Annotated in this window: 15 protein-coding genes and 1 tRNA gene; 10 read left to right on the forward strand and 6 right to left on the reverse strand. The window is 61.9% G+C overall.

The genetic code is table 11. From position 1 onward, the window contains the following. Positions 1-475: 475 nt before the first annotated feature. Together ASF84_RS13520 and ASF84_RS13525 are read left to right on the forward strand one after the other, a co-directional pair. The gene (locus ASF84_RS13520) at positions 476-1,978 is read left to right on the forward strand and encodes a hypothetical protein (protein ID WP_056839174.1); all 1,503 of its coding nucleotides are present in this window, start codon (positions 476-478) and stop codon (positions 1,976-1,978) included. Positions 1,979-2,055: 77 nt separating this feature from the next. Beyond that, a complete protein-coding gene (locus ASF84_RS13525; protein WP_056839176.1) occupies positions 2,056-3,453 on the forward strand; it encodes an aminotransferase-like domain-containing protein in 1,398 nt (465 codons plus the stop codon). 79 nt (positions 3,454-3,532) lie between these two features. Here the strand turns inward: ASF84_RS13525 and ASF84_RS13530 are convergent, their stop codons facing one another. After that, entirely contained in the window at positions 3,533-3,793 is a 261-nt protein-coding gene (locus ASF84_RS13530) for a DUF1652 domain-containing protein (protein WP_056839178.1), read from the reverse strand. Positions 3,794-4,118: 325 nt separating this feature from the next. Between ASF84_RS13530 and ASF84_RS13535 the strand changes: the two genes are divergently transcribed. After that, entirely contained in the window at positions 4,119-5,198 is a 1,080-nt protein-coding gene (locus ASF84_RS13535) for a polyamine ABC transporter substrate-binding protein (RefSeq protein WP_056839180.1), read from the forward strand. On the opposite strand, the gene ASF84_RS29105 is transcribed toward ASF84_RS13535, so the two are convergent. Then, on the reverse strand, positions 5,182-5,478 hold the full coding sequence (locus ASF84_RS29105) for a hypothetical protein (protein ID WP_152034995.1): 297 nt from the start codon (positions 5,476-5,478) through the stop codon (positions 5,182-5,184). The two genes, ASF84_RS13535 and ASF84_RS29105, sit on opposite strands and share 17 nt — an antisense overlap. Here ASF84_RS29105 and ASF84_RS13540 point away from each other — a divergent pair. Together ASF84_RS13540 and ASF84_RS13545 are read left to right on the forward strand one after the other, a co-directional pair. Beyond that, a complete protein-coding gene (locus ASF84_RS13540; protein WP_056840133.1) occupies positions 5,461-6,144 on the forward strand; it encodes a hypothetical protein in 684 nt (227 codons plus the stop codon). The two genes, ASF84_RS29105 and ASF84_RS13540, sit on opposite strands and share 18 nt — an antisense overlap. A 102-nt stretch (positions 6,145-6,246) precedes the next feature. Then, positions 6,247-7,143: a polysaccharide deacetylase family protein gene (locus ASF84_RS13545; protein WP_056839182.1), complete on the forward strand. Its 897-nt coding sequence runs from the start codon at positions 6,247-6,249 to the stop codon at positions 7,141-7,143. Positions 7,144-7,421: 278 nt separating this feature from the next. On the opposite strand, the gene ASF84_RS13550 is transcribed toward ASF84_RS13545, so the two are convergent. Then, positions 7,422-8,318, reverse strand: coding sequence for a LysR substrate-binding domain-containing protein (locus tag ASF84_RS13550; protein ID WP_056839184.1), 897 nt, complete (start codon positions 8,316-8,318; stop codon positions 7,422-7,424). Between the two features lie 172 nt (positions 8,319-8,490). Here ASF84_RS13550 and ydiJ point away from each other — a divergent pair, with 172 nt between their 5' ends. Together ydiJ and ASF84_RS13560 are read left to right on the forward strand one after the other, a co-directional pair. Further along, positions 8,491-11,532 (forward strand): D-2-hydroxyglutarate dehydrogenase YdiJ, encoded by a 3,042-nt coding sequence (ydiJ, locus tag ASF84_RS13555; RefSeq protein ID WP_056839185.1) that lies wholly within the window; start codon positions 8,491-8,493, stop codon positions 11,530-11,532. A gap of 205 nt (positions 11,533-11,737) precedes the next feature. Further along, positions 11,738-12,844, forward strand: a complete 1,107-nt coding sequence (locus ASF84_RS13560) for a Gfo/Idh/MocA family protein (protein ID WP_056839187.1) — start codon at positions 11,738-11,740, stop codon at positions 12,842-12,844. Between the two features lie 68 nt (positions 12,845-12,912). On the opposite strand, the gene ASF84_RS13565 is transcribed toward ASF84_RS13560, so the two are convergent. Continuing rightward, on the reverse strand, positions 12,913-14,676 hold the full coding sequence (locus tag ASF84_RS13565) for a glycoside hydrolase family 15 protein (protein ID WP_056840134.1): 1,764 nt from the start codon (positions 14,674-14,676) through the stop codon (positions 12,913-12,915). Between the two features lie 451 nt (positions 14,677-15,127). Between ASF84_RS13565 and ASF84_RS13570 the strand changes: the two genes are divergently transcribed. The 3 genes from ASF84_RS13570 (at position 15,128) to ASF84_RS13580 (ending at position 16,357) form a co-directional block, all read left to right on the forward strand. Further along, a tRNA-Gln gene (locus ASF84_RS13570) sits at positions 15,128-15,202 on the forward strand. A gap of 208 nt (positions 15,203-15,410) precedes the next feature. Then, positions 15,411-15,869, forward strand: coding sequence for an antitoxin Xre/MbcA/ParS toxin-binding domain-containing protein (locus tag ASF84_RS13575; RefSeq protein WP_056839188.1), 459 nt, complete (start codon positions 15,411-15,413; stop codon positions 15,867-15,869). Then, positions 15,866-16,357 carry an RES family NAD+ phosphorylase gene (locus tag ASF84_RS13580; protein WP_056839189.1) on the forward strand — a complete coding sequence of 164 codons (492 nt, stop codon included), beginning with the start codon at positions 15,866-15,868 and terminating at the stop codon, positions 16,355-16,357. The genes ASF84_RS13575 and ASF84_RS13580 overlap by 4 nt, the downstream gene beginning before the upstream one ends. Before the next feature lie 15 nt (positions 16,358-16,372). Here the strand turns inward: ASF84_RS13580 and ASF84_RS13585 are convergent, their stop codons facing one another. Then, on the reverse strand, positions 16,373-18,178 hold the full coding sequence (locus tag ASF84_RS13585; RefSeq protein ID WP_056839191.1) for a sigma-54-dependent Fis family transcriptional regulator: 1,806 nt from the start codon (positions 18,176-18,178) through the stop codon (positions 16,373-16,375). A gap of 82 nt (positions 18,179-18,260) precedes the next feature. Then, positions 18,261-19,151: a transporter gene (locus ASF84_RS13590; RefSeq protein WP_056839193.1), complete on the reverse strand. Its 891-nt coding sequence runs from the start codon at positions 19,149-19,151 to the stop codon at positions 18,261-18,263. Positions 19,152-19,184 lie beyond the last annotated feature (33 nt).

Raw genomic sequence — 19,184 nt, forward strand, 5'->3', positions numbered from 1 at the left:
ATCAATGCCTTTTTCTGCTTTTGGCTCCTACACGGGGCTGCCGTTGTTGTAGGAAAGTTCTCTACTAACCAGGGTCTGTGTCTGGTATTTCAATGCGTGATTAAACGGCGCGGGTCTGTAGGGCTCTATGGCTTCAAGTGGCCTGGACCCTGACTGTTTTTCCAGGTGCCTTGGCGCGGGCCAGTCGCCACCGGTCTGGCGCCTGGAATTCACGGTTTCAAACCTTGAGTAAAACGGCGTTTTCAGGTGTTTAAAAAGGCAGGAGTATCCGGTCGATGTTTAATTCGATGCGTGTATTCATGCCGCTGAGTTAATGTTTTGCGCCTGGCCTGTCGCTTGTAATCGAGGGAGTGATATTGATAATGAATTGATAACTACTACTCAGGGAATGAGCCATGTTCGGTTGTCAGATCCATTGTCTACTCCGCTTCACGCTATCGGCGGTTTCAACTTCGCGACGGGCAGGGCCAGCATGATGAGTGCCATTCATGAACAAGCCATGAACTATGTCTACCAGCAAGTGCTGCAACGGCTGCTGGGTTATTTCACCCGGGCCGAACGCACCGCCCTGCAATTGCTGATACAGCGCCTGATCGTGGCCGCTGGCGGCATTGAGCGCATGAGCAGCTTCACGGTCATGATTGCCTTTGGTGGCGGCAAGGACAGCGCCTATACCGTGGCCTTGCTGCGTGCAGCCCAGTTGAGCATTGCGGCAAGGGCGCCCGGCACCTTCAACCTGCGTGTGGCCACCCTGCGCCATGCCGGCATCACGCCGGCGGTGATGGGTAACATTCATCGGGTCTACTCGGCGCTGTTCCTGTATGACGATCCGCGGGTCGAAATGCTGGTGTTCGACCATCAGTACACACATGCCTTCGAGCCGGACCTGCCATTTTCCAGTGCCGGACGCGAGCAGAATCGCTGCGACATGCTGCAGGCCGGGCACCTGTCGGCGGGTGATGCACGCACCACGTTCTGCAACAGTTGCTACCTGGGGCTGGCGCAATTTCTGGGGCGGGCCATCAGTTGGGGCAATGGCGCCGACGCGGTGGTCAGTGGCGACTCGCGCAAGGAACAGAAGCAATACATCACCTGGCTGATGCGCCTGGCTCAGGGCAGCGGCCTGCACACCGGGCACTGGCGTAACCAGAGCCTGCAGAGCGTCATGCGCAGTCTGGATCATATCGGCCAGGCCTGGCTGCATGAGCTGTACGGTGAGGACGAGCCAGTGGTGTCCTGCGTTCGGCCACCGCTGCTGCCGGCCAAACCGCTGAACCCGACCTTCGTGCCCATCAATGACCTGGTGTGCGGCAAGGCCGATGATCACTGGAACCTGCTGACCGAGTTTCTGGCGTTTCGCTTCGAGGACCTGGCCTTCAGCTTCAGTGAGTCCGATTGCGCCAACCCGTTGCTCATGGCCCATATGCAGGGGCTGCGGGCGCAGTGGGTCGAGCAGCGCGAGTATGCCGACGGGATTGCCGACTACCTGGTCCTGGCACGCAGCCTGATGCGCAGCAAACAGATGCCGGTGCGACTGATCGAGCAAGCCATGGCCGCCTATGACGGCGAGCAGCGCATCGAGGCGCGACGCGAACTGGCGGCTGATTTTGCCCAGCAAGCCTATGACCTGAGCGAGGCACAACTGGTGTGCATGCTGTTCTCGCCCTTTGTCGATGGCGGGGCAGGGCTGGAAGCGTTCCTGCGCCGTTGTCATCCCGGCATGCTGGTGGCCCTGGCTGACCTGCACCGGGCGCTGGACGGCCAGAGTGCGCCGGATCAGGTGCTACTGTGGCTGGTGGAAATCAGCGGGCTGAGCCTGCCCGGCTTGCAAGGGCTGTACAAGCGCCAGTCCCTGACGCGCACCGACCCTACCTCCATCATCGCCCGTATCCGCCTGGCCGACCCTGATCAGCGGCGTATCCGCCGGGTCGACCCACACAGCGGCGAACTTCAGGTCGTCAGGCTTACGGGCCGCTGATCGCTGTGCCGATGCCGGCTTGCCTGAACGCAAAGCCCGGCGCTTGATTTCCATGCTCGATCCCCCGGTTGCCTGCCATGAAAGACAAAAACGATTTCGCCTACCAGGCGGTGTATCGCTATCTCGTTCGCCTGATCAACGAGGTGCAGACCGATTCGACCCTCAAGATGCCTTCGCTGCGCCAGTTGGCACGACGCCTGCGGGTGTCGATCTCGACCATCCAGAGCGCCTACTCGCTGTTGGAACAGGAGGGGCGGATCTGCTCGGTGCCCAAGTCGGGGTACTACGCCTTGCCCGCCAGTTGTGAAGAAACGCTGACGGGTGAGGGCGGCAGTGTGCTCGACAGGCTTTACCATAACGTGCGCAGGCCCGGGGTAAACATGCTCTCGGGCGACGAGCCGAGCCTGTTGCTGGCATCGCAGGGTGTATTGCTGGGCACCGAGCGCGAGCTGGTGCGCCAATACCCGCAACGGCTGGATACCGGCTTCCAGCCGTTCGGCGACATGGAGCTGCGCAGCGCCCTGGCCGCACGCTATACCCACGATGCCCAGGACTGCTGGCATGCCGAGCAGGTGTACATCGGGCCCGACCTGCTGGGCATGCTCAAGGCGGTGGTGCACACCTTGCGCCTGGCCGGAAGCTGCGTGCTGGTCGAGTCACCCTGCCACTGGACTCAGCTGCGGTTGCTGCAATCCTTGCAGGTGCAGGTGGTGGAAATGCCGCTGGATGATGACGGAGGGGTGCGCCTGGCCGAACTGGATCAACTGCTGACGGAACACAGCATCAGCCTGGCGATCCTGTCTTCACGGCTCAACCCGGTACGCGGCAGTGTCGCCCCTTTGCATAACCGCCAGGCCATGGCACATCAACTCAATCGCCAGCAGATCTGGGTGCTGGAAAATGACAGCCACGGCGAACTGGCCTTCGAACCGCGCGACACTTGCCTGCGCGAGTGGATTGATCCGCAGCGGCTGTTGATTCTGGGCAGTTTCGACAAATTGCTCGGGCCCGAGGCGCCCTACGGTTATCTGTTGTGCCGGCATTTCGAGCCGTTATGGCAAGACTATTTTTTGCTGCGAGCCTTCGATCTGCCACCGGTGCGACAGAAAGCCATTGCCCGGCTGTGCAGCAGTGGACGGATGGATCAGCACCTGACCGAGTTGCGTGGCTTGCTTGAAGCCCGCATGCAGGTCATGGGGCAACTGATGGATCAGCACCTGGGCCGCTGGGTTCGCTTTGAAATGCCCCGGGGCGGCAGCGGTATCTGGGCCGAAACCCAGCAAGGTGTAGATCTGCGCCAGGTGTTCGATACATTGCTGGCCCGTCGGCTGGTCATCGCGCCGGGCGAATTGTTCAGCCTGAGCGGTTTGCACCGCCAGTACCTGCGCATCGGCTACGCGCTGGACTGGCACCAGGATGTGCCAAAAATGCTTGAAACCGTTGGCGAGGCCATCAGGCTCAGTCAAATTCGCTGAGTAGCCGATGTGTCAGGCCCCGGACCAGGCGCCCCAAGTCTGTCAGGTCGCTGTCGGTGAGTGCTCGCTGTGCGGCTGTTCAAGACAACTGCAGCAGATTGCCTGGCAGGCTGAAAAGCTCCATTTCGGCCTCGATGGCTTCAATGATCACTTCCACGTCGCGGGCGTTCATCACCGTAGCGCAGGGCAGGCCCGCGATGGCCACGAGGGTTTCACCGCTGGCGCGATCGAACAGGCGGGCAATCATGCTGCAGGGGGCATCCATGGTGGCTTCAAAGCCCACAGGATGGAAATGCCAGCGCATGAGTTGGCAGGCATTGGGAAAGGTGACCTTGTTCATGAGACCCACCTGTTACAGACGAGCACCATCCGATGCCAGAGTGTCAGGGCAAGACGTCTCTGCGCAGGGCCGTGTGTCAGTGCCCCAAGGGGCGGACAAATTCCTGCAGGTTTGTCAGAAATGTCTTGAACGAGCACTGAAAATAGCACTGCATTGCGACAGGCAACAAACAATCAGGCAAACGGTCGCTTATTATTTCGATTTGTTGAGGTGGGTCATGTTTGTAACAACCTCTGCTGCGGTTCATGCCGCGCCAGCCTTGTTTTTCCATTGAAGCGTGAGCGTATAGAAGGCAAGCTGAGGCCTCGACGTCGAGGACTGTGCAATGCTGAGAATCACCCTGTCGGGATTACTGCTGGCGTCGCCGGTTCTGCAGGCGGCCGACACCGTCAATATCCATAACTGGACTGACTACATTGCGGCCGACACCCTCAAGGGTTTTCAGTCTGCCACCGGTATCAAGGGCAACTACAGCACCTTCCTGAGCAACGAAGACCTCAATACTCAATTGCTGGCGCGTGCCTCTGGCTACGACGTGGTGTTTCCCTCGGTGCACTTCCTGGCCCGGCAGGTCGATGCCGGCGCGCTCAAGGCACTGGACCGGCGTCAATTGCCGAACTGGAACAACCTCAATCCGGTGCTGCTGCAAGCCTTGCAGGTCAACGACCCGGGCAATGCCCATGGTTTCCCTTACCTGTGGGGCAGCACCGGCATTGGCTTCAATCGAGCCAGGGTCAAGGCTGCACTGGGCGACAACGTGCCTCTGGACTCCTGGGACCTGGTGCTCAAGCCCGGGAACATGAAAAAACTGGCCGAGTGCGGTGTGGCCCTGATCGACAATGCCCCCGAGATGCTGCCCATCGCCCTGAATTACCTGAACCTGGCTGCGCATAGCGAAGACCCGGCCGACTACGTCAAGGCTGAGGCCCTGTTGGCCAGCGTGCGACCTTATGTGCGCTATTTTCACCAGAACAGCTACATCGCCGATCTGGCCGAGGGCAAGATATGCGTGGCCGTGGGTTTTTCCGGTGACATTTCCCAGGCCCAGGCGCTCGCCGCCAAGGCTGGCCGCCATGAAGCTATCGATTATGTGGTGCCCAGGGAAGGGGCGCCGATGTGGTTCGACATGGTGGCGATGCCGATCGATGCGCCTAACGAAAAGGCCGCCTATGCCTTCATGAACTATTTGCTGCGCCCTGAGGTGATTGCCAACATCACCAACCAGATGCATTACGCCAACGGCAACGAAAAGGCTGACGCCCTGATCGCGCCGAAGCTGTGGAACAACACCACAATCTACCCCAATGCCGACATGGTCAGCCGCATGTTCGTCCTCGAAGCCGTAAAACCCGAGGTTGAAACATGGCGTAACCAGATCTGGGAGCGCATCAAACGCCCGCAATGACGCGCCAATAACCCGTATTGGCAGGGGGTTCTTCACGCTTTTTTGACGCCCGAGCGCATATTTTTCCCGGGCGCTTGCAACGGTGTGCCTTTTTTCGACTCTCATGCAGGTCTTCTTCATACCGCAACATACGGCGACTAGCCTCTGGACAGGCTGTTGCAAGGACGTAATACCCACCGGATGGATTCATGAAGCCACCAGGTCTGGCAATGTTGCCGCAGTGACTGGACAAAATTGCATTGATAAAAACCTGCACCGGATTCTGAATATGATCAAGCATCTCACCTCTTCCCTGGGCCATTGGCGCAAAGCCCGCTGGCTGGCTTTGCCGCTGGCGCTCAGCGCGTCGGCGGTCTTCTGGTTTTCCAGCGGCCAGGGCGTGCATGCCGAGCCCAAGAACGGCACCCAGACTCTGGTATTTCTGCGCCACGCCGAGAAGCCGGCCATGGGCCTGGGGCAACTCAATTGCCAGGGGCTTAATCGTGCGCTGGACCTGGCCGAACTGTTGCCCAACGAGTTCGGCAAGGCCGACTTCATCTTCGCCGCCAACCCCAGCCGCCAGGTGGAAGAGGGTGAGGGCGACCATTCCTATAGCTACATCCGGCCACTGATGACCATCGGTCCGAGCGCCATCAAGCTTGGCCTGCCGGTGAATATCGACTTCAGCGCCAACGACACCAGCGATCTGGCCCATGAATTGATGGAAGCCAAGTACCACGACGCCACTATTTATACCGCCTGGTCTCATGGCTACCTGCCGGACCTGGTCAACAAGGTGGCCGAGGAGGCTTCAGGCAAGAAAACCCGGCTGATCGATGACTGGACCGGCGACGACTTTGACTCGTTGCTGGTGATGACCCTCAAGTGGACCAATGGCAAGGCCACCCTCGATTATCAGATTCACAAGCAGAACCTCAACAACGGCACCGTCAGTTGCCCGACCTGATGCCGGTGGCCGGTAGGCTGCGCTGGTGTTAATGCACGACGGCCGCTAGTGTGTGCAGCTTTTCGCTCAAGCCTTCGCTGAGCGGAGCTGCCCGGGTCAATCATGAAAACCGTTCTTGCCGTTTTTTGGCTGTTTGTCGCCTGCCTGTTATCGGGCTGCATTGGCGCTCCTTTACCCCTGACCCAACAGACCGCCGAGCAACTGCGCCAGGTGCCGCCGGTGCGGTTTGTCCTGACTTTCGACGACGGGCCCAGTGGTTCGGGTTTTTATAACCCCACCGAGCAGGTGCTTGAAGGGCTGGCCGATAATCCGGTGCAGGCCGGGATCAAGGCGGTGTTCTTTGTGCAGACCGGTGCTGTTGGCGGTGGGCGAACCGAAACAGGCCGTGAGCTGATGCGCCGTGAAGGCCGTGAGCAACACATCCTGGGGTTTCACAGCGCCACGCCACGCCACACCAACCACCGCTCGCTCAGTCCCGAGGCGCTGGAACAGTCACTGACCGACGGCCTGCAGATCATCCAGGCCCAGAGCGGCCAGCAGGCCACGCTGGTGCGTCCGCCGTTCTGGAACTACGACCAGCGCACCTTCGCGGCCTACACGCGCCATGGCCTGCATGTGTTGCTCACCGACCTGAGTGCCAACGACGGCAAGATCTGGGGCTTCAACATGAGCCCGCGGCGCCGTGCGCACTTTCTGCGAGAGATGTCGCTGGTGCGAGAACGCATGGTGCGTGGTCAATTGCCAGCGGTGGATGGCGCCACGCCAGTGGTGGTGACCTTCCATGACATCAACCGCTACAGCGCCCGGCATGTCCAGGAATACCTGCAGATCCTTATCGACAGCGCCCGCCAGAACGGTGTGCCCCTGGCGCCCAAGCCCTTCTATGACAACCCCGCCGAGCTGCAGCGTGCAGCCATGGCCCGCACCGTGCAAAATGGCCAGACCCTCGTGCATCTGCCCGGGCTATGGGATTGGGTGTGGGATCAGAATGGGCATTGAGTGTGCACAGGCGAGGCGGTACGACGCTGCGCATAACCCATGCAGGAACGGCTTGAGCCTGGAAAGGCGCCACACGGTGTAAGCCTTGCCTTGGCGTTGTGTCACTGACACCCGCTAAGGCACAGCGCTGTCGTGCAGCAAATACAGTTCAGGTAGGAGCGCGCTTGCCGGTATGCCGGACCACCGCGACCGAGTGCGTAGCGCTCGCAGAAATCTCGGAAACGCTGAAATTTTACGACTGCTACGCAGCCGGTCGCGGGCAAGCGCGCTCCTACAGATCACGTGTTCGTATTGGCCAGCAACCAGTCCCGAAACACACACAACGACGGCAAATTCTGAAACCGTGTGGCATACGCCAGGTAATAGCTGCGCCCGCTGTTCATCGGCTCGAACAGGCTGACCAGCTCGCCACGGGCCAGTTCGTCACGCACCAGCACGCTGGGCACCAGGGCGATACCGATACCGGCGGCCACGGCCTGGATCAGGTGTGAGGTGACCTCGAAGCTCGGGCCGGGTCGCAGGATATGATGGTCAAGTCCGTTATGCTCGAACCAGTCCGACCAGGCATTGGGCCGCGAGACCACACTCAGCAGCGAGTGTTGGGCCACGTCCTGTGGGCGCATCCCGGCATGGCCGGGCAGGGCGTCGGGGCTGGCGATCACTAGCAAGGTCTCGGCCATCAGCGGGTGGGCGATATAGCCTGGCCAGTTGCCGTTGCCTGCGCAGATCAGCGCGTGCATGTCCTGGGCGGCCGAGCTGAGGTCGTTCAGGGCGATACGCGAATGAATGTGCACCACAGACCCCGGATGCCGGGCGTAAAAGTCATGCATCTGCGGCAGCAGCCAGCGTGAACCGAAGGTCGGCAGCACCGCCAGGTTCAGGGTGCCGCTTTCGGATTTATGCGCAATGGTCTGCAACGTCGCACTGCGGATCCGCCCCAGCGCAGCGGCCAGTTCATGCTGGTACAGGGCGCCGGCCGTGGTCAGTTCGATGCGCCGGCCGTCGCGCTTGAACAGCTCGACGTCCAGTTGTGCTTCCAGGGCCTGCACCTGGCGGCTGATCGCGCTCTGGGTCAGTGCCAGTTCGTCGGCGGCCTTGGTAAAGCTGCCATGGCGCGCCGCCGCCTCGAAAGCGATCAACAGCGACATCGAAGGGGTCAGGCGTCGTGGGTTCATAGGCGTCAACATTGCTCATTCATAAAACTCATGCAAAACCGCCGGGTTTTACATTTGCCAGTACGTCGGTTGTGGCCGAAAATCCACCTCAACCGTTGATAGGCCGTAGCCGGGCGTTGGCGCCAGCATACGTGTTCTGCATATAAAAAGTCTTCGAGACAGGAAGTACGCCATGATTGCCTTGCTCAAACCCGCGACCGGACAGGCCGACCTGTATGACCGCTTCCTCACCGCCCTGGCCGGTGCAGGCTTTGCCGGCGACATTGCCCGTGACCATGGGCTGCGCACCGTGCTGGCCACGGACAACTCGATCTATCAGCGCCTGCCGCAAGCGGCGGTGTTTCCCCGCGACAGCGGCGATGTCGAAATCGTGGCGCGCCTGGCCGCCCGGCCGGAATTCCACAGCATCGTCCTGACCCCGCGCGGCGGCGGCACGGGCACCAATGGCCAGTCGCTGACTGACGGGGTGATCGTCGACCTGTCACGGCACATGAACCGCATCCTGGAAATCAATGTCGAGGAGCGCTGGGTGCGGGTGCAGACCGGTGTGGTCAAGGACCAGCTCAATGCCGCACTCAAGCCGCACGGGCTGTTCTTCGCCCCGGAGCTGTCGACTTCCAACCGCGCCACCATCGGCGGCATGATCAACACCGACGCCAGCGGCCAGGGCAGTTGCACCTACGGCAAGACCCGCGACCACGTGCTCGACCTGTCCACCGTGCTGCTCGGCGGCGCCCGGGTGTACAGTCATGTGATGGATGATCAGGCCGTGGCCGCCGAGCAGGCCCGCAACGACCGCGGCGCCGAGGTGTATCGCTGCGCGCAGGGCATTGCCGATGAACAGGCGCAACTGATCAAGGACATCTTTCCGCCCCTCAACCGCTGCCTGACCGGCTACGACCTGGCGCACCTGCGCGAAGCAGACGGGCGCTTCAACCTCAACAGCGTGCTGTGTGGTTCGGAGGGCTCGCTGGGCTTTATCGTCGAGGCGCGCCTGAACGTGCTGCCGATCCCCAGGCACTCGATCCTGGTCAATGTGCGCTATGCCGGCTTCATGGATGCCCTGCGTGACGCCAAGGCGCTGATGGCGCTCAAGCCACTGTCGATCGAAACCGTCGACTCCAAGGTCCTGATGCTGGCCATGCAGGACATCGTCTGGCACGGCGTGGCCGAATATTTTCCGGAAAATCCCGAGACCCCGACCCTGGGCATCAACCTGATCGAGTTCAGCGGCGATGACCTGGACGACGTCGAACGCCAGGTGCATGGTTTCGTCGAGCATTTGCAGCGCGACACCTCGGTGGTGCGCCTGGGCCATACCCTGGCCGTGGGCCACGCCGCCATGACCCGCATCTACGCCATGCGCAAGCGCGCCGTCGGCCTGCTGGGCAACGTCAAGGGTGAGGCGCGGCCGCAGCCGTTCGTGGAAGACACTGCCGTGCCACCGGAGAACCTGGCCGATTTCATCCAGGAATTTCGTGACCTGCTCGACAGCTACGGCCTGCAATACGGCATGTTCGGCCATGTCGACGCCGGCGTGCTGCATGTGCGGCCGATCCTGGACATGAAAGACCCGGCCCAGGCGGCGTTGATCCGCCCGATCTCCGACCAGGTGGCGGCGCTGACGCAAAAGCACGGCGGCCTGTTGTGGGGCGAGCATGGCAAGGGCCTGCGTTCACAGTACGTGCCGGGCTACTTTGGCGAGCTGTATCCGTCGTTGCAGGCGCTCAAGGCGGCCTTCGACCCCCACAACCAGCTCAACCCCGGCAAGATCGCCACGCCGGCCACGGTGCCGGCCGCCCGCCTGACATTGGTCGATGAAGTGGAGCTGCGCGGCGAACTGGACCGGACCATTGATGAGCGCGTGTGGCAGAGTTATGAAAGTGCCGTGCATTGCAACGGCAACGGTGCCTGCTACAACTACGACCCCAACGACGCCATGTGCCCGTCGTGGAAAGCCACCCGCGACCGCATTCACTCGCCCAAGGGCCGTGCCTCGCTGATCCGCGAATGGCTGCGCCTGCAAGGCGAACAGAACATCGACGTCCTGGCGGCCAGCATCAAGGCCCGCTCCGGCAACGCCCTGAGCGGGCTGCTGGACAAGGCGCGCAACAGTCTGGCCCGGCGCCGTGGCCAGCAGGACTTCTCGCACGAGGTCTATGACGCCATGGCCGGCTGCCTGGCATGCAAGTCCTGTGCGGGACAATGCCCGGTCAAAGTCAACGTGCCGGACTTCCGCTCGCGGTTTCTCGAGCTGTATCACACCCGCTACCTGCGCCCGCTCAAGGACTACCTGATCGGCTCGCTGGAGTTCACCATCCCGTACCTGGCGCGTTTCCCCAGGCTGTATAACGCCACCATGAGCGCCAGGCCAGTGCGCTATCTGCTGGAGCACGTGGCCGGCATGGTCGACAGCCCGTTGCTGAGCCTGATGGATTTCCGCGCCGCCTGTGCCCGCTGGAACGTTGGCATCGCGACGCCCGAGCGCCTGGCGGCCCTGAGCCCCGCACAGCGCGAGCGCACCGTGATCCTGGTGCAGGACGCCTTCACGCGTTATTTCGAGACCCACCTGGCTGCCGACTGGCTGGAACTGATCAGCCGCCTGGGCTACCAGGTGTACCTGGCACCCTATGCCCCCAACGGCAAGCCGCTGCAAGTGCAGGGTTTCATGGCTGCGTTCGAAAAGGCCGCCCATTACAACAGCCAGACCCTGGGCCGCCTGCAAGGCTTCGACATCCCGCTGGTGGGCCTGGACCCGGCCATGACCCTGGTCTATCGCCAGGAATACGCCAAGACCGTAGGCGCCGAAGCCCCCACGGTGTTGTTGCCGCAGGAATGGCTGGCCACCGCGCAACTGCCCGAGCGCGAAGACACCGGCAAGGTGTTCCGCTTCCTGCCGCACTGTACCGAAAAGACCAACGAGCCGGGCAGCATCGGCTTGTGGCAGAAAGCCTACTCGCGTCTAGGCCTGAAGCTCGATGTACTGCCCAGCGGCTGCTGCGGCATGTCGGGCACCTACGGGCACGAAACCCGCAATGCCGGCACTTCGGCCATTATCTATGCACAGTCCTGGCAACCGCTGGTGGCCAGGCACGCGACGGATGGCGGGCTGGTGGCGGATGGTTACTCGTGCCGCAGCCAGGTCAAGCGCCAGGACGGCAAGGTGGTGTTGCATCCGTTGCAGGTGGTGCTGCAGCAGGTGAGGGCGGGCTGATAGTGCTTGTAAGGGCCGGGACTGTCCAGATGCATGTGGCGCCCGGTCTGCAGTATTCCCGGCTGAAGCCGGTCCTGCACGATGGTATTGATCAGCGCGGTGGGGTTGGTCGTTATTCCTGAAAATCCCACTGAACTTCCCGGCCCGTCACAGGCCCATCTTGAAAGGGCTATCTACAGTTACCCATTCAAGAGGAGATTCAAGGATGCCTACAGCAGACGGCAAGATTCGCTACGGCGTAGTGGGTGGCGGGTCGATTTCCCAAGGGGCGTTCATGTCGGGCGTCGGTCAGACCGAGAACTCGGTGCTGACCGCCCTGGTGACCGGCGACCCGCAAAAGGCCGATCAACTGGCGGCGTTGTACGGGCTCAAGGCCTATCGGTATGAGGACTACGATTCGCTGCTCAAGTCCGGTGAGGTCGACGCCGTCTATATTGCCACGCCCAACTTCCGCCACCGCGAGTTCGTTCTGCCAGCCCTGGAGGCAGGGGTCCATGTGCTGCTGGAAAAGCCCATGGCCACTAACGAGGCTGATTGTCACGCCATGATCGAAGCGGCCAATCGCACCGGCACCAAGCTGATGATCGCCTATCGTCTGCACCACGAGCCGGGCACGCTGGAGATCATCGAGCGGGTGCGGGCGGGCGACTTTGGCGAGCCGCGCCTGTTTACCTCGACCTTCACCCAGACAGTGAAAACCAGCAATCATCGGGCGCAGCATGGTTTTGGTGCCGGCCCTGTACCCGACATGGGGCCTTACCCGCTGAATATGGTGCGCCAGCTGTTTGCCGACGAACCCATCGAAGTCAGCGCCTTTGGCACCAAAACGCCGGGCCGGGACATCAGCACCTGGGATACGGTGACGGTGGCCTTGCGCTTTCCGGGCGAGCGGCTGGCGCATTTCACGGTCAGCTACAGCCTGCCGGACAGTGAGCGTTTCCAGTTGATCGGCAGCAAGGGCGAGGTCGAAGCCTCGCCGTGCTTTGGCTACGGGGAGGGCGTGAGCATCGGTTACCGGGCACGTATCGGCGACAACACACGTGAGCATCTGCAACCGGTGGTGGACCAGTTTGCCGGCGAGACCGCGTATTTCTCCGACTGCATTCTCAATAACGAGATGCCCGAAGCCGATGGCCAGGAAGGCTGGCGCGATGTGCGCGTAGTGGCGGCCATCGAACGTGCACTGGAAACCGGACAGCCCCAGGTGCTGGAAAAACTGCCAGCCCGACGCGGCACCGACCGGCAACAGCAGCGCCAGTTTGAACTGGCCGAAGTGCCTGGGTATATCGATACCGAATCGCCTACGGAGTAAAAAACAAGCGGTCTATAAACGGGGCCGGTGACGTAAGGGGCAATGACAGCCTTACGTCACTGGCTTTTTCATGCAGGCCGTCGGCGGTGATTGGAGCCAGACAGCGCTCGCGCCGCGCCCAGCAACGCCAGGTGCGTCAGGCCCTGAGGCAGGTTGCCCAGGTAGCTGCCAGTGTGCGGGTCAACCATTTCCGAATAGATACCCACGCCGCGCTCCAGCCCCTGCACGGTGGCCTCGAACACCCTGGCCGCCCGTCCGCGATCACCCAACAGCGCAATGGCCTCGACCATCCAGAAGCTGCAGGCCAGGAAACAGCCTTCTTCGTGCTCGACATCGGTGTAGCGGTAATGAAAGGCGCCGCAGCCAAGCTCTCGATCGATGGTGTCCAGCGTACTTTGCAAGCGTGTGGCGTGTGGATAGCCGAAGCGCACGGCCAGCGCCAGTGAAGCGTCCAGACGGTCACTGCCTGGATAGAACAGGTAGGCCTGACGCTCTTCGCTCCAGCAATGGGTTTCGATCCAGGTCTCGATGCGCTGGCGCTCGCGGTCCCAGCGCTCACAACAGGTCGTGGGCAGATGACCGTCCCGGGCCAGCTCTACTGCACGGCTCAGGGCTTGCCAGCAACTGATTTTCGACATGCTGTAGTGCTGTTGTTCGGGCAGTTCCCAGATACCGGCATCCTTGCGGCGCCATTGGTCCGCGCATTGATCGGCCAGGGCTGACAAGGTCGTGGCACTGGTGGCATCGAGGATATTGCCGGTATCGATAAAGCACTTGGCGGTCTCGAAGATATCGCCGTACACCCCGTGCTGGGTCTGGTCGGTCGCGTCGTTGCCCACGCGCGGCGGCGAATGCTTGTAACCGGGCAGATCCAGCATGCTTGCACGTTGGGCCAGGTCGCCGCACAGCGTATAGCACACATGTGGGCCGTGTTCGGCCAGACGCTTCAGAAGCCAGGTAAAAGCCGCCTTGGACTCCGGCTGCGCGCCAATGCTGAGAAAAGCCTCGATGGTGTAGCCGGCATCACGGATCCAGGCAAAGCGGTAGTCATAGTTCTTGTCACCGCCGATGCGCTCGGGCAACGAGGTGGTGGCCGCCGCCATGATCGATCCGCTGGGCGAGGACAGCAGCAGCTTGAGCGCCAGCGCGCTGCGGGTCACCAGTGCCTTGTACTCGCCTTCATAGGTGAGACCCTCGCTCCACAGGCGCCACTCGCGGTCAGAGCCATCAATGCGCGCATCGATCAGTTCCAGCGGCGGCACCACCAGCGGCTCATCGCGTCCGGCCACAATGGCCACCACTTCTTTCTGGCCTTGATGCAGGCTCAACCGGGCCTTGATGCCCAAGTCGTTGTTTTCTTCAACGTGCAGGCTGTCACTGTGTAGAAACATGCCCAGCACCCGCCCGGCATGAAACACATTGCCGTTGCCGGTCGGCGTGATATACGGGCTGACCTTGTCGGCCTGGGTGCCGAAGCTGATGCGCACCTGAAAGTCGACATGACCCTCGATACCTTCCAGGCGCCGGCCCAGTTCAGCCCACGGCAGGCGCCCGGCCGGCCCACTGTTGAGCGACTCGGTCAGGCGCGCCTGGCCCGTTGCGGTCAGGAACAGCGTTTCCACCACGTTGCTGTCCGGCAGATAGCGACGCTCTACGCTGTAGGCGCCTTCCGGCGTGATCAGAAAAAATCCGCCGGATACCGGGTCCAGCAAGCGGTCGAACAACGGCGGTGAATCCATGTGCGGCACGCACCACCAGTCGATGGAGCCATCCTTGCCCACCAGTGCCACCGAGCGACCATCGCCCAGGGCGGCATAGTCCTCCAGAGCCAGATAGCCATCGGCGTCGCGTTGCGGCATGCCTTGCCGTTCACCGGGAGGAAACGTTGAGTTCATGGAATCTGCCAGGCCAAGTAGGAAAAACCGGACACACGCCTATATTCGCGTGCATCCACATGAGGATTCCGACTTCACTCGACAGGCAGGGTTCGGGGTATTTGCGTGAGGGGCCATACCGTCACTGTCGCCAGCAGAAGCGGCCGGGCGGCGATCCGTTTACGCCATGAACCGGCCTCATGGTTGGCCAGGCTTTTCAGCCTGAAATGCCCAGTGACTGCAGCCTGATTCTGATCAATCAGTAACCAGCTGTTTTAAAAGTAATTTTTTATGGCATAAGGGCTTCACAGATGTAAGAAAAGTTGTTAAATTGCCGGCCATTCCAGCGCAGTGCAGCAACAGCGCTTGCGGGAATGTTCAAACGAGTGCCAGCCACTCACTGCAATACAGGGGCGTCGCCAAGCGGTAAGGCAGCAGGTTTTGATCCTGCCATGCGTTGGTTCGAATCCAGCCGCCCCTGCCATTTCTACCTTTCTTCTGTAAATCCCTCACTCATCCAGTCGCTGATCACCAGGCGGGCCGGATTTTTTGCGTTTCCTGATTTTTGCCTGGGCTCACGGCTGTTCTGCGCCAACTCATGGGTGTGGATGACACGCTCTGTTCAATGCGGTGTGCGCGATGCGTCAAATGGCGCTACACTCGCGCCATATGTCGCACAGGGAGATGTCCCCATGATTACCGCACAAGCCCGCACCTCTGAACGCACGCCCACAGAGTACTTGTTACGCATCGATGCGGGCCAGCTCAGCCCGATGATGGTCTACCGGCTGACCGCCAAGGGTTTCGAGCTCAAGGACGTGCTGGACATGCTGTCGCTTTCCGATCTGTATTCCAACCGGAAGATCATGAGCCGTATCGTGGGCAAGTCCGTCAGGACGCTCCAGCGACAGGGCAGTCGTGAGCAACCGGCTCATCTCAACTCCCAGCAAAGCGCCGTGGCTTTCCAGTACGCCAAGGTGCTGGAGCATGCCATCAACGTGTTTGGCGATCAGAAGCTGGCCGAGGAATGGCTGGGACGTCCCTGCAAGTACCTGGACGGCAATGTGCCGCTGGACGTTATCGACAATCCCGTAGGATTCCAGGCCGTCGAGGATTACCTGGAACGCATCGAGTACGGGGTTTACCAGTGAATCCATTGCCCTGGTCCGGCGCCTGGTACGCCTGGCGCCTGGACCGTGAGGTGTACAAGGATTCCTGGGACAGCGGCATCGGTGCCCACAAGCTCGGCGGCCGCTGGAACCCGGCGGGGCGCAATGTCGTCTACGCGTCGGCTGATCCTTCGACCGCCATTCTGGAGGTGGCGGTGCATGCCGGCTTCGATGCGCTGGACACCGTGGCCCATGTGCTCACCTGCTTCGAGGTAATCGAGCCGAGCCTGATCAAGGTCGTGCAGTCCGAGGACGTGCCCAACCCGGTGTGGCTGTCGAGCGCATCCGCCTCGCCCAACCAGCAGAAGTTTGCCGATGCCTTGCTGGCTGAACACCCCTTCGTGTTGATTCCTTCTGCCGTCACCCGCCACTCCTGGAACCTGCTGGTCAGTTGCGAACTCGCCGAAGGCAAGTATCGCTTGATCAGCCAGGAGCGCTTCGGTCTCGATACACGCCTGATCAAGGGCTGATCCGGCCTGGATGGGCTACGTCAGCCTTCCTCCTTCGCGCAGTTTTTTATACAGCGTGGTGCGTGAAATCCCCAGTGCCTGTGCGGTGGCAGAGATGTTGCCGCCATGGGCCTGCAAGGTTTGTTCGATGGTTCGCTGTTGCATGGCCTTGAGTGACGCCACAGGCGCTGCTGTGCCCGTTGAAAGGCCGCACAGGTGTTCCGGCAGAATCACGGTGCTGTCTTCGGCCAGGGCGCAGGCCAGGCGCAAGGTCTGCTCCAGCTGGCGAATATTGCCCGGCCAGCGCTGCGCCAGCAGGCAGGCCAGGCTGTCCGGGTGCAACGGGCGACTGCGCAGTTGACGCAGCAGGCTGTCGATCAGGTGTTCGAGGTCCTTGCGTTCGCGCAGGGGCGGCAAGTGAGCGGTCAGGCCGTTGAGCCGGTAGTACAGGTCTTCACGAAAACGTCGCTCGTCAATCAAGGCCGGCAGGTCACAATGCGTCGCGCTGATGAGGCGCACTTCCAGCGGCCGGCTCTCTGAACTGCCCAGGCGGGTTACGCGCCGTTCTTGCAGCACGCGCAACAGGCGGGTCTGCAAGGGCGCGGGCATGTCGCCGATTTCATCCAGCAGCAGCGTGCCGCCGTGGGCCTCTTCAAGCCGGCCGCTGGCGCCGCCTTTGCGCGCGCCGGTGAAGGTGCCGTCGCTGTAGCCGAACAGTTCGGCTTCGATCAGGCTTTCCGGAATCGCCGAGCAGTTGATTGCGACAAAAGGCGCGTCCGGACACAGGTCATCATGCAGTGCGCGGGCAAAGACTTCCTTGCCGGTGCCGGTTTCACCCAGCAACAGCACCGGGATGCTGGCGCCGAAGGCTTTGCGTGCCGCCTCGAACTGGCGATTGAGCTGGGGGTCGCGGCCCAGCGGGGTCAGGTCGTGGTGACTGAGCGCAGAGTGCCTGCGCGCTCGGGTCCCCACTCGATGGGCATACAGGTTGGAGCCGTCGTTGAGCTGGACCAGTCCCGGGGTATGACGCTGGGCGTCGGGCGCCGGGTCGCGGGCAAAGCACTGTTGCCAGTGCGCCAGCGGCCCGGACAAGCCCAGCAGCCGGCGTGCCGTGGCGTTGGCTGCGCGAATCTGGCCGTCACCGCCCAGCGCCAGCAAGCCTTGCAACGGCGTACCGATCAGGCGTGGGTCGTGTTGCAGGCTGAGGATCTGGCAATCGTCCAGATGGGCAAACAGGCGGTTTTCCGTGGCCATGGCGGCCAGGCGCAACTGATCGAGCACCGCCTGGGCATTGCGCTCGCCAATGCCGGTGATGTCCAGGGCGCCGATCAGCTCGCCGTGCACGCCATGCACAGGCATCGACACACAGAAGAACCGTTCGAATTCGCTCAAGTAATGCTGCCAGCCGTGTAATACCACCGGCAGGTCTTCGGCCAGGGTGCAGCTGGGGGCGGTGGTGCCGATATCGGCCTCGTGGATTCGCCGGCCGATCTGCAACGGCCCCAGCGTGTCGGTGCTTCCAGCGTGGCGGGCCTGGACGATCACCCCGCGGGTATTGACGCAAAACAATGTCCAGGACTGCCCGCCGAAGACCTGCCACAGGCGTTCGATTTCCGGCTGCACGCAGGCACCCAGTTGGCGGTCGCTGTCATCAAGCTCGAAGATCGGCACGTCGGGGCGGTGCAGGCGCGACTCCCAAGGGGTCAGCCCGGCATCGCGCGAGCGCTCCCAGGAGCGGGCAACGGAGTCGGGCAACAGCCCGGCAGGCAAGGAAGCCCCTTCAAGCAAACGCCGGCGAGCGCCGGCAAGGCGCTGGGGATCGGGCAGCAGTTGGCTATCCATCAAGGCACCCTGATTTTTTATTAGTGGTGGCTGCTGAGTAGAACCCCGCACAGCCACCGGTGTAAAGGGTGACAGTAGCGGGTCAGAACAGCAGCAGTGCCCGCAGGTTGACGCCGACATCCTCGCGAAAGCCCCCTTCGGCCTGCACGTCGTGGGTCAGTTGCGCACTGAGCTGTACATTGCGGGCGACCATCTGCTGGAATTCGAAGCGAACCTGTTGCACCTCGGTCTTCTGGCCAATGTAATCACCGTCAATGAACTGCTTGCCGCCCGTGCTGGCCGAATAGCCCAGGGCAATGCGCTGGCTGGGGTTGAAGTCATAACGCAGGTTGGCCTGCACCTGGTAGGTCGGGTCTTGCTCCAGGGTCTGGCGGCCGCTGCCAGCGTCGTCGTTATCGCCATACAACACCGCATCGCCGTACAGCTCCAGCGAGGTCTTGCCCCACAGCGGTTCGACCCAGCCCAGTTGCAGGTCGAACTTGTAGCGGTTCTCGCCCAGGTTCAGCGCGTCGCCCTTGTGGTAGCTGCCCCACGGCACATACAGCAGCGGCGTGACGCCGAAGTAGCGCCCGCTGGCGCCGGCGCCTGGCTGGTTGACCAGCCAGAAGGTCGCGCCAAAGATCGGGTCGGCCATGCCGCTGGCGCTGCCCAAGGACTGTCCGCCGATTTTGGCGCCATAGACATGGCCGAACGGCAACAGCACTTGCGGGTCGACGGTGATCCCGGCGATTTCAGTGAAGTGGATCAGGCGCAGGATGCTGATATTGCTGCGCAACCGGGTGTTGTCCGACACCGTGCCGCCGCCGTCGGGGTTGAAGCTACTGGCGCGACCGTGTTGCTGATACCAGGCGGCGACGCTGGTGCCAGGGGGCAGGGCGGTGTAGTCACCGGCATTGACGTCGACGGCGTGGGCGTTGGCAGACAGCCACAGGCTGGCCGCCAGAATCGAAGACTGGAGGGCTAAAAAGCGCATGATCGGTTCCTGTTATTTTTCTAATGGGAAGGA

This window comes from Pseudomonas sp. Leaf127 (assembly GCF_001423155.1).
Classification (GTDB): domain Bacteria; phylum Pseudomonadota; class Gammaproteobacteria; order Pseudomonadales; family Pseudomonadaceae; genus Aquipseudomonas; species Aquipseudomonas ovata.

Excerpts from the sequence above, each read along its gene's own strand:
- ASF84_RS13520 (WP_056839174.1), top strand. The coding sequence starts at position 476 with ATGAGTGCCATTCATGAACAAGCCATGAACTATGTCTACCAGCAAGTG.
- ASF84_RS13525 (WP_056839176.1), top strand. The coding sequence starts at position 2,056 with ATGAAAGACAAAAACGATTTCGCCTACCAGGCGGTGTATCGCTATCTC.
- ASF84_RS13530 (WP_056839178.1), bottom strand. The coding sequence starts at position 3,793 with ATGAACAAGGTCACCTTTCCCAATGCCTGCCAACTCATGCGCTGGCAT.
- ASF84_RS13535 (WP_056839180.1), top strand. The coding sequence starts at position 4,119 with ATGCTGAGAATCACCCTGTCGGGATTACTGCTGGCGTCGCCGGTTCTG.
- ASF84_RS29105 (WP_152034995.1), bottom strand. The coding sequence starts at position 5,478 with ATGCTTGATCATATTCAGAATCCGGTGCAGGTTTTTATCAATGCAATT.
- ASF84_RS13545 (WP_056839182.1), top strand. The coding sequence starts at position 6,247 with ATGAAAACCGTTCTTGCCGTTTTTTGGCTGTTTGTCGCCTGCCTGTTA.
- ASF84_RS13550 (WP_056839184.1), bottom strand. The coding sequence starts at position 8,318 with ATGAACCCACGACGCCTGACCCCTTCGATGTCGCTGTTGATCGCTTTC.
- ydiJ (WP_056839185.1), top strand. The coding sequence starts at position 8,491 with ATGATTGCCTTGCTCAAACCCGCGACCGGACAGGCCGACCTGTATGAC.
- ASF84_RS13560 (WP_056839187.1), top strand. The coding sequence starts at position 11,738 with ATGCCTACAGCAGACGGCAAGATTCGCTACGGCGTAGTGGGTGGCGGG.
- ASF84_RS13575 (WP_056839188.1), top strand. The coding sequence starts at position 15,411 with ATGATTACCGCACAAGCCCGCACCTCTGAACGCACGCCCACAGAGTAC.
- ASF84_RS13585 (WP_056839191.1), bottom strand. The coding sequence starts at position 18,178 with ATGGATAGCCAACTGCTGCCCGATCCCCAGCGCCTTGCCGGCGCTCGC.
- ASF84_RS13590 (WP_056839193.1), bottom strand. The coding sequence starts at position 19,151 with ATGCGCTTTTTAGCCCTCCAGTCTTCGATTCTGGCGGCCAGCCTGTGG.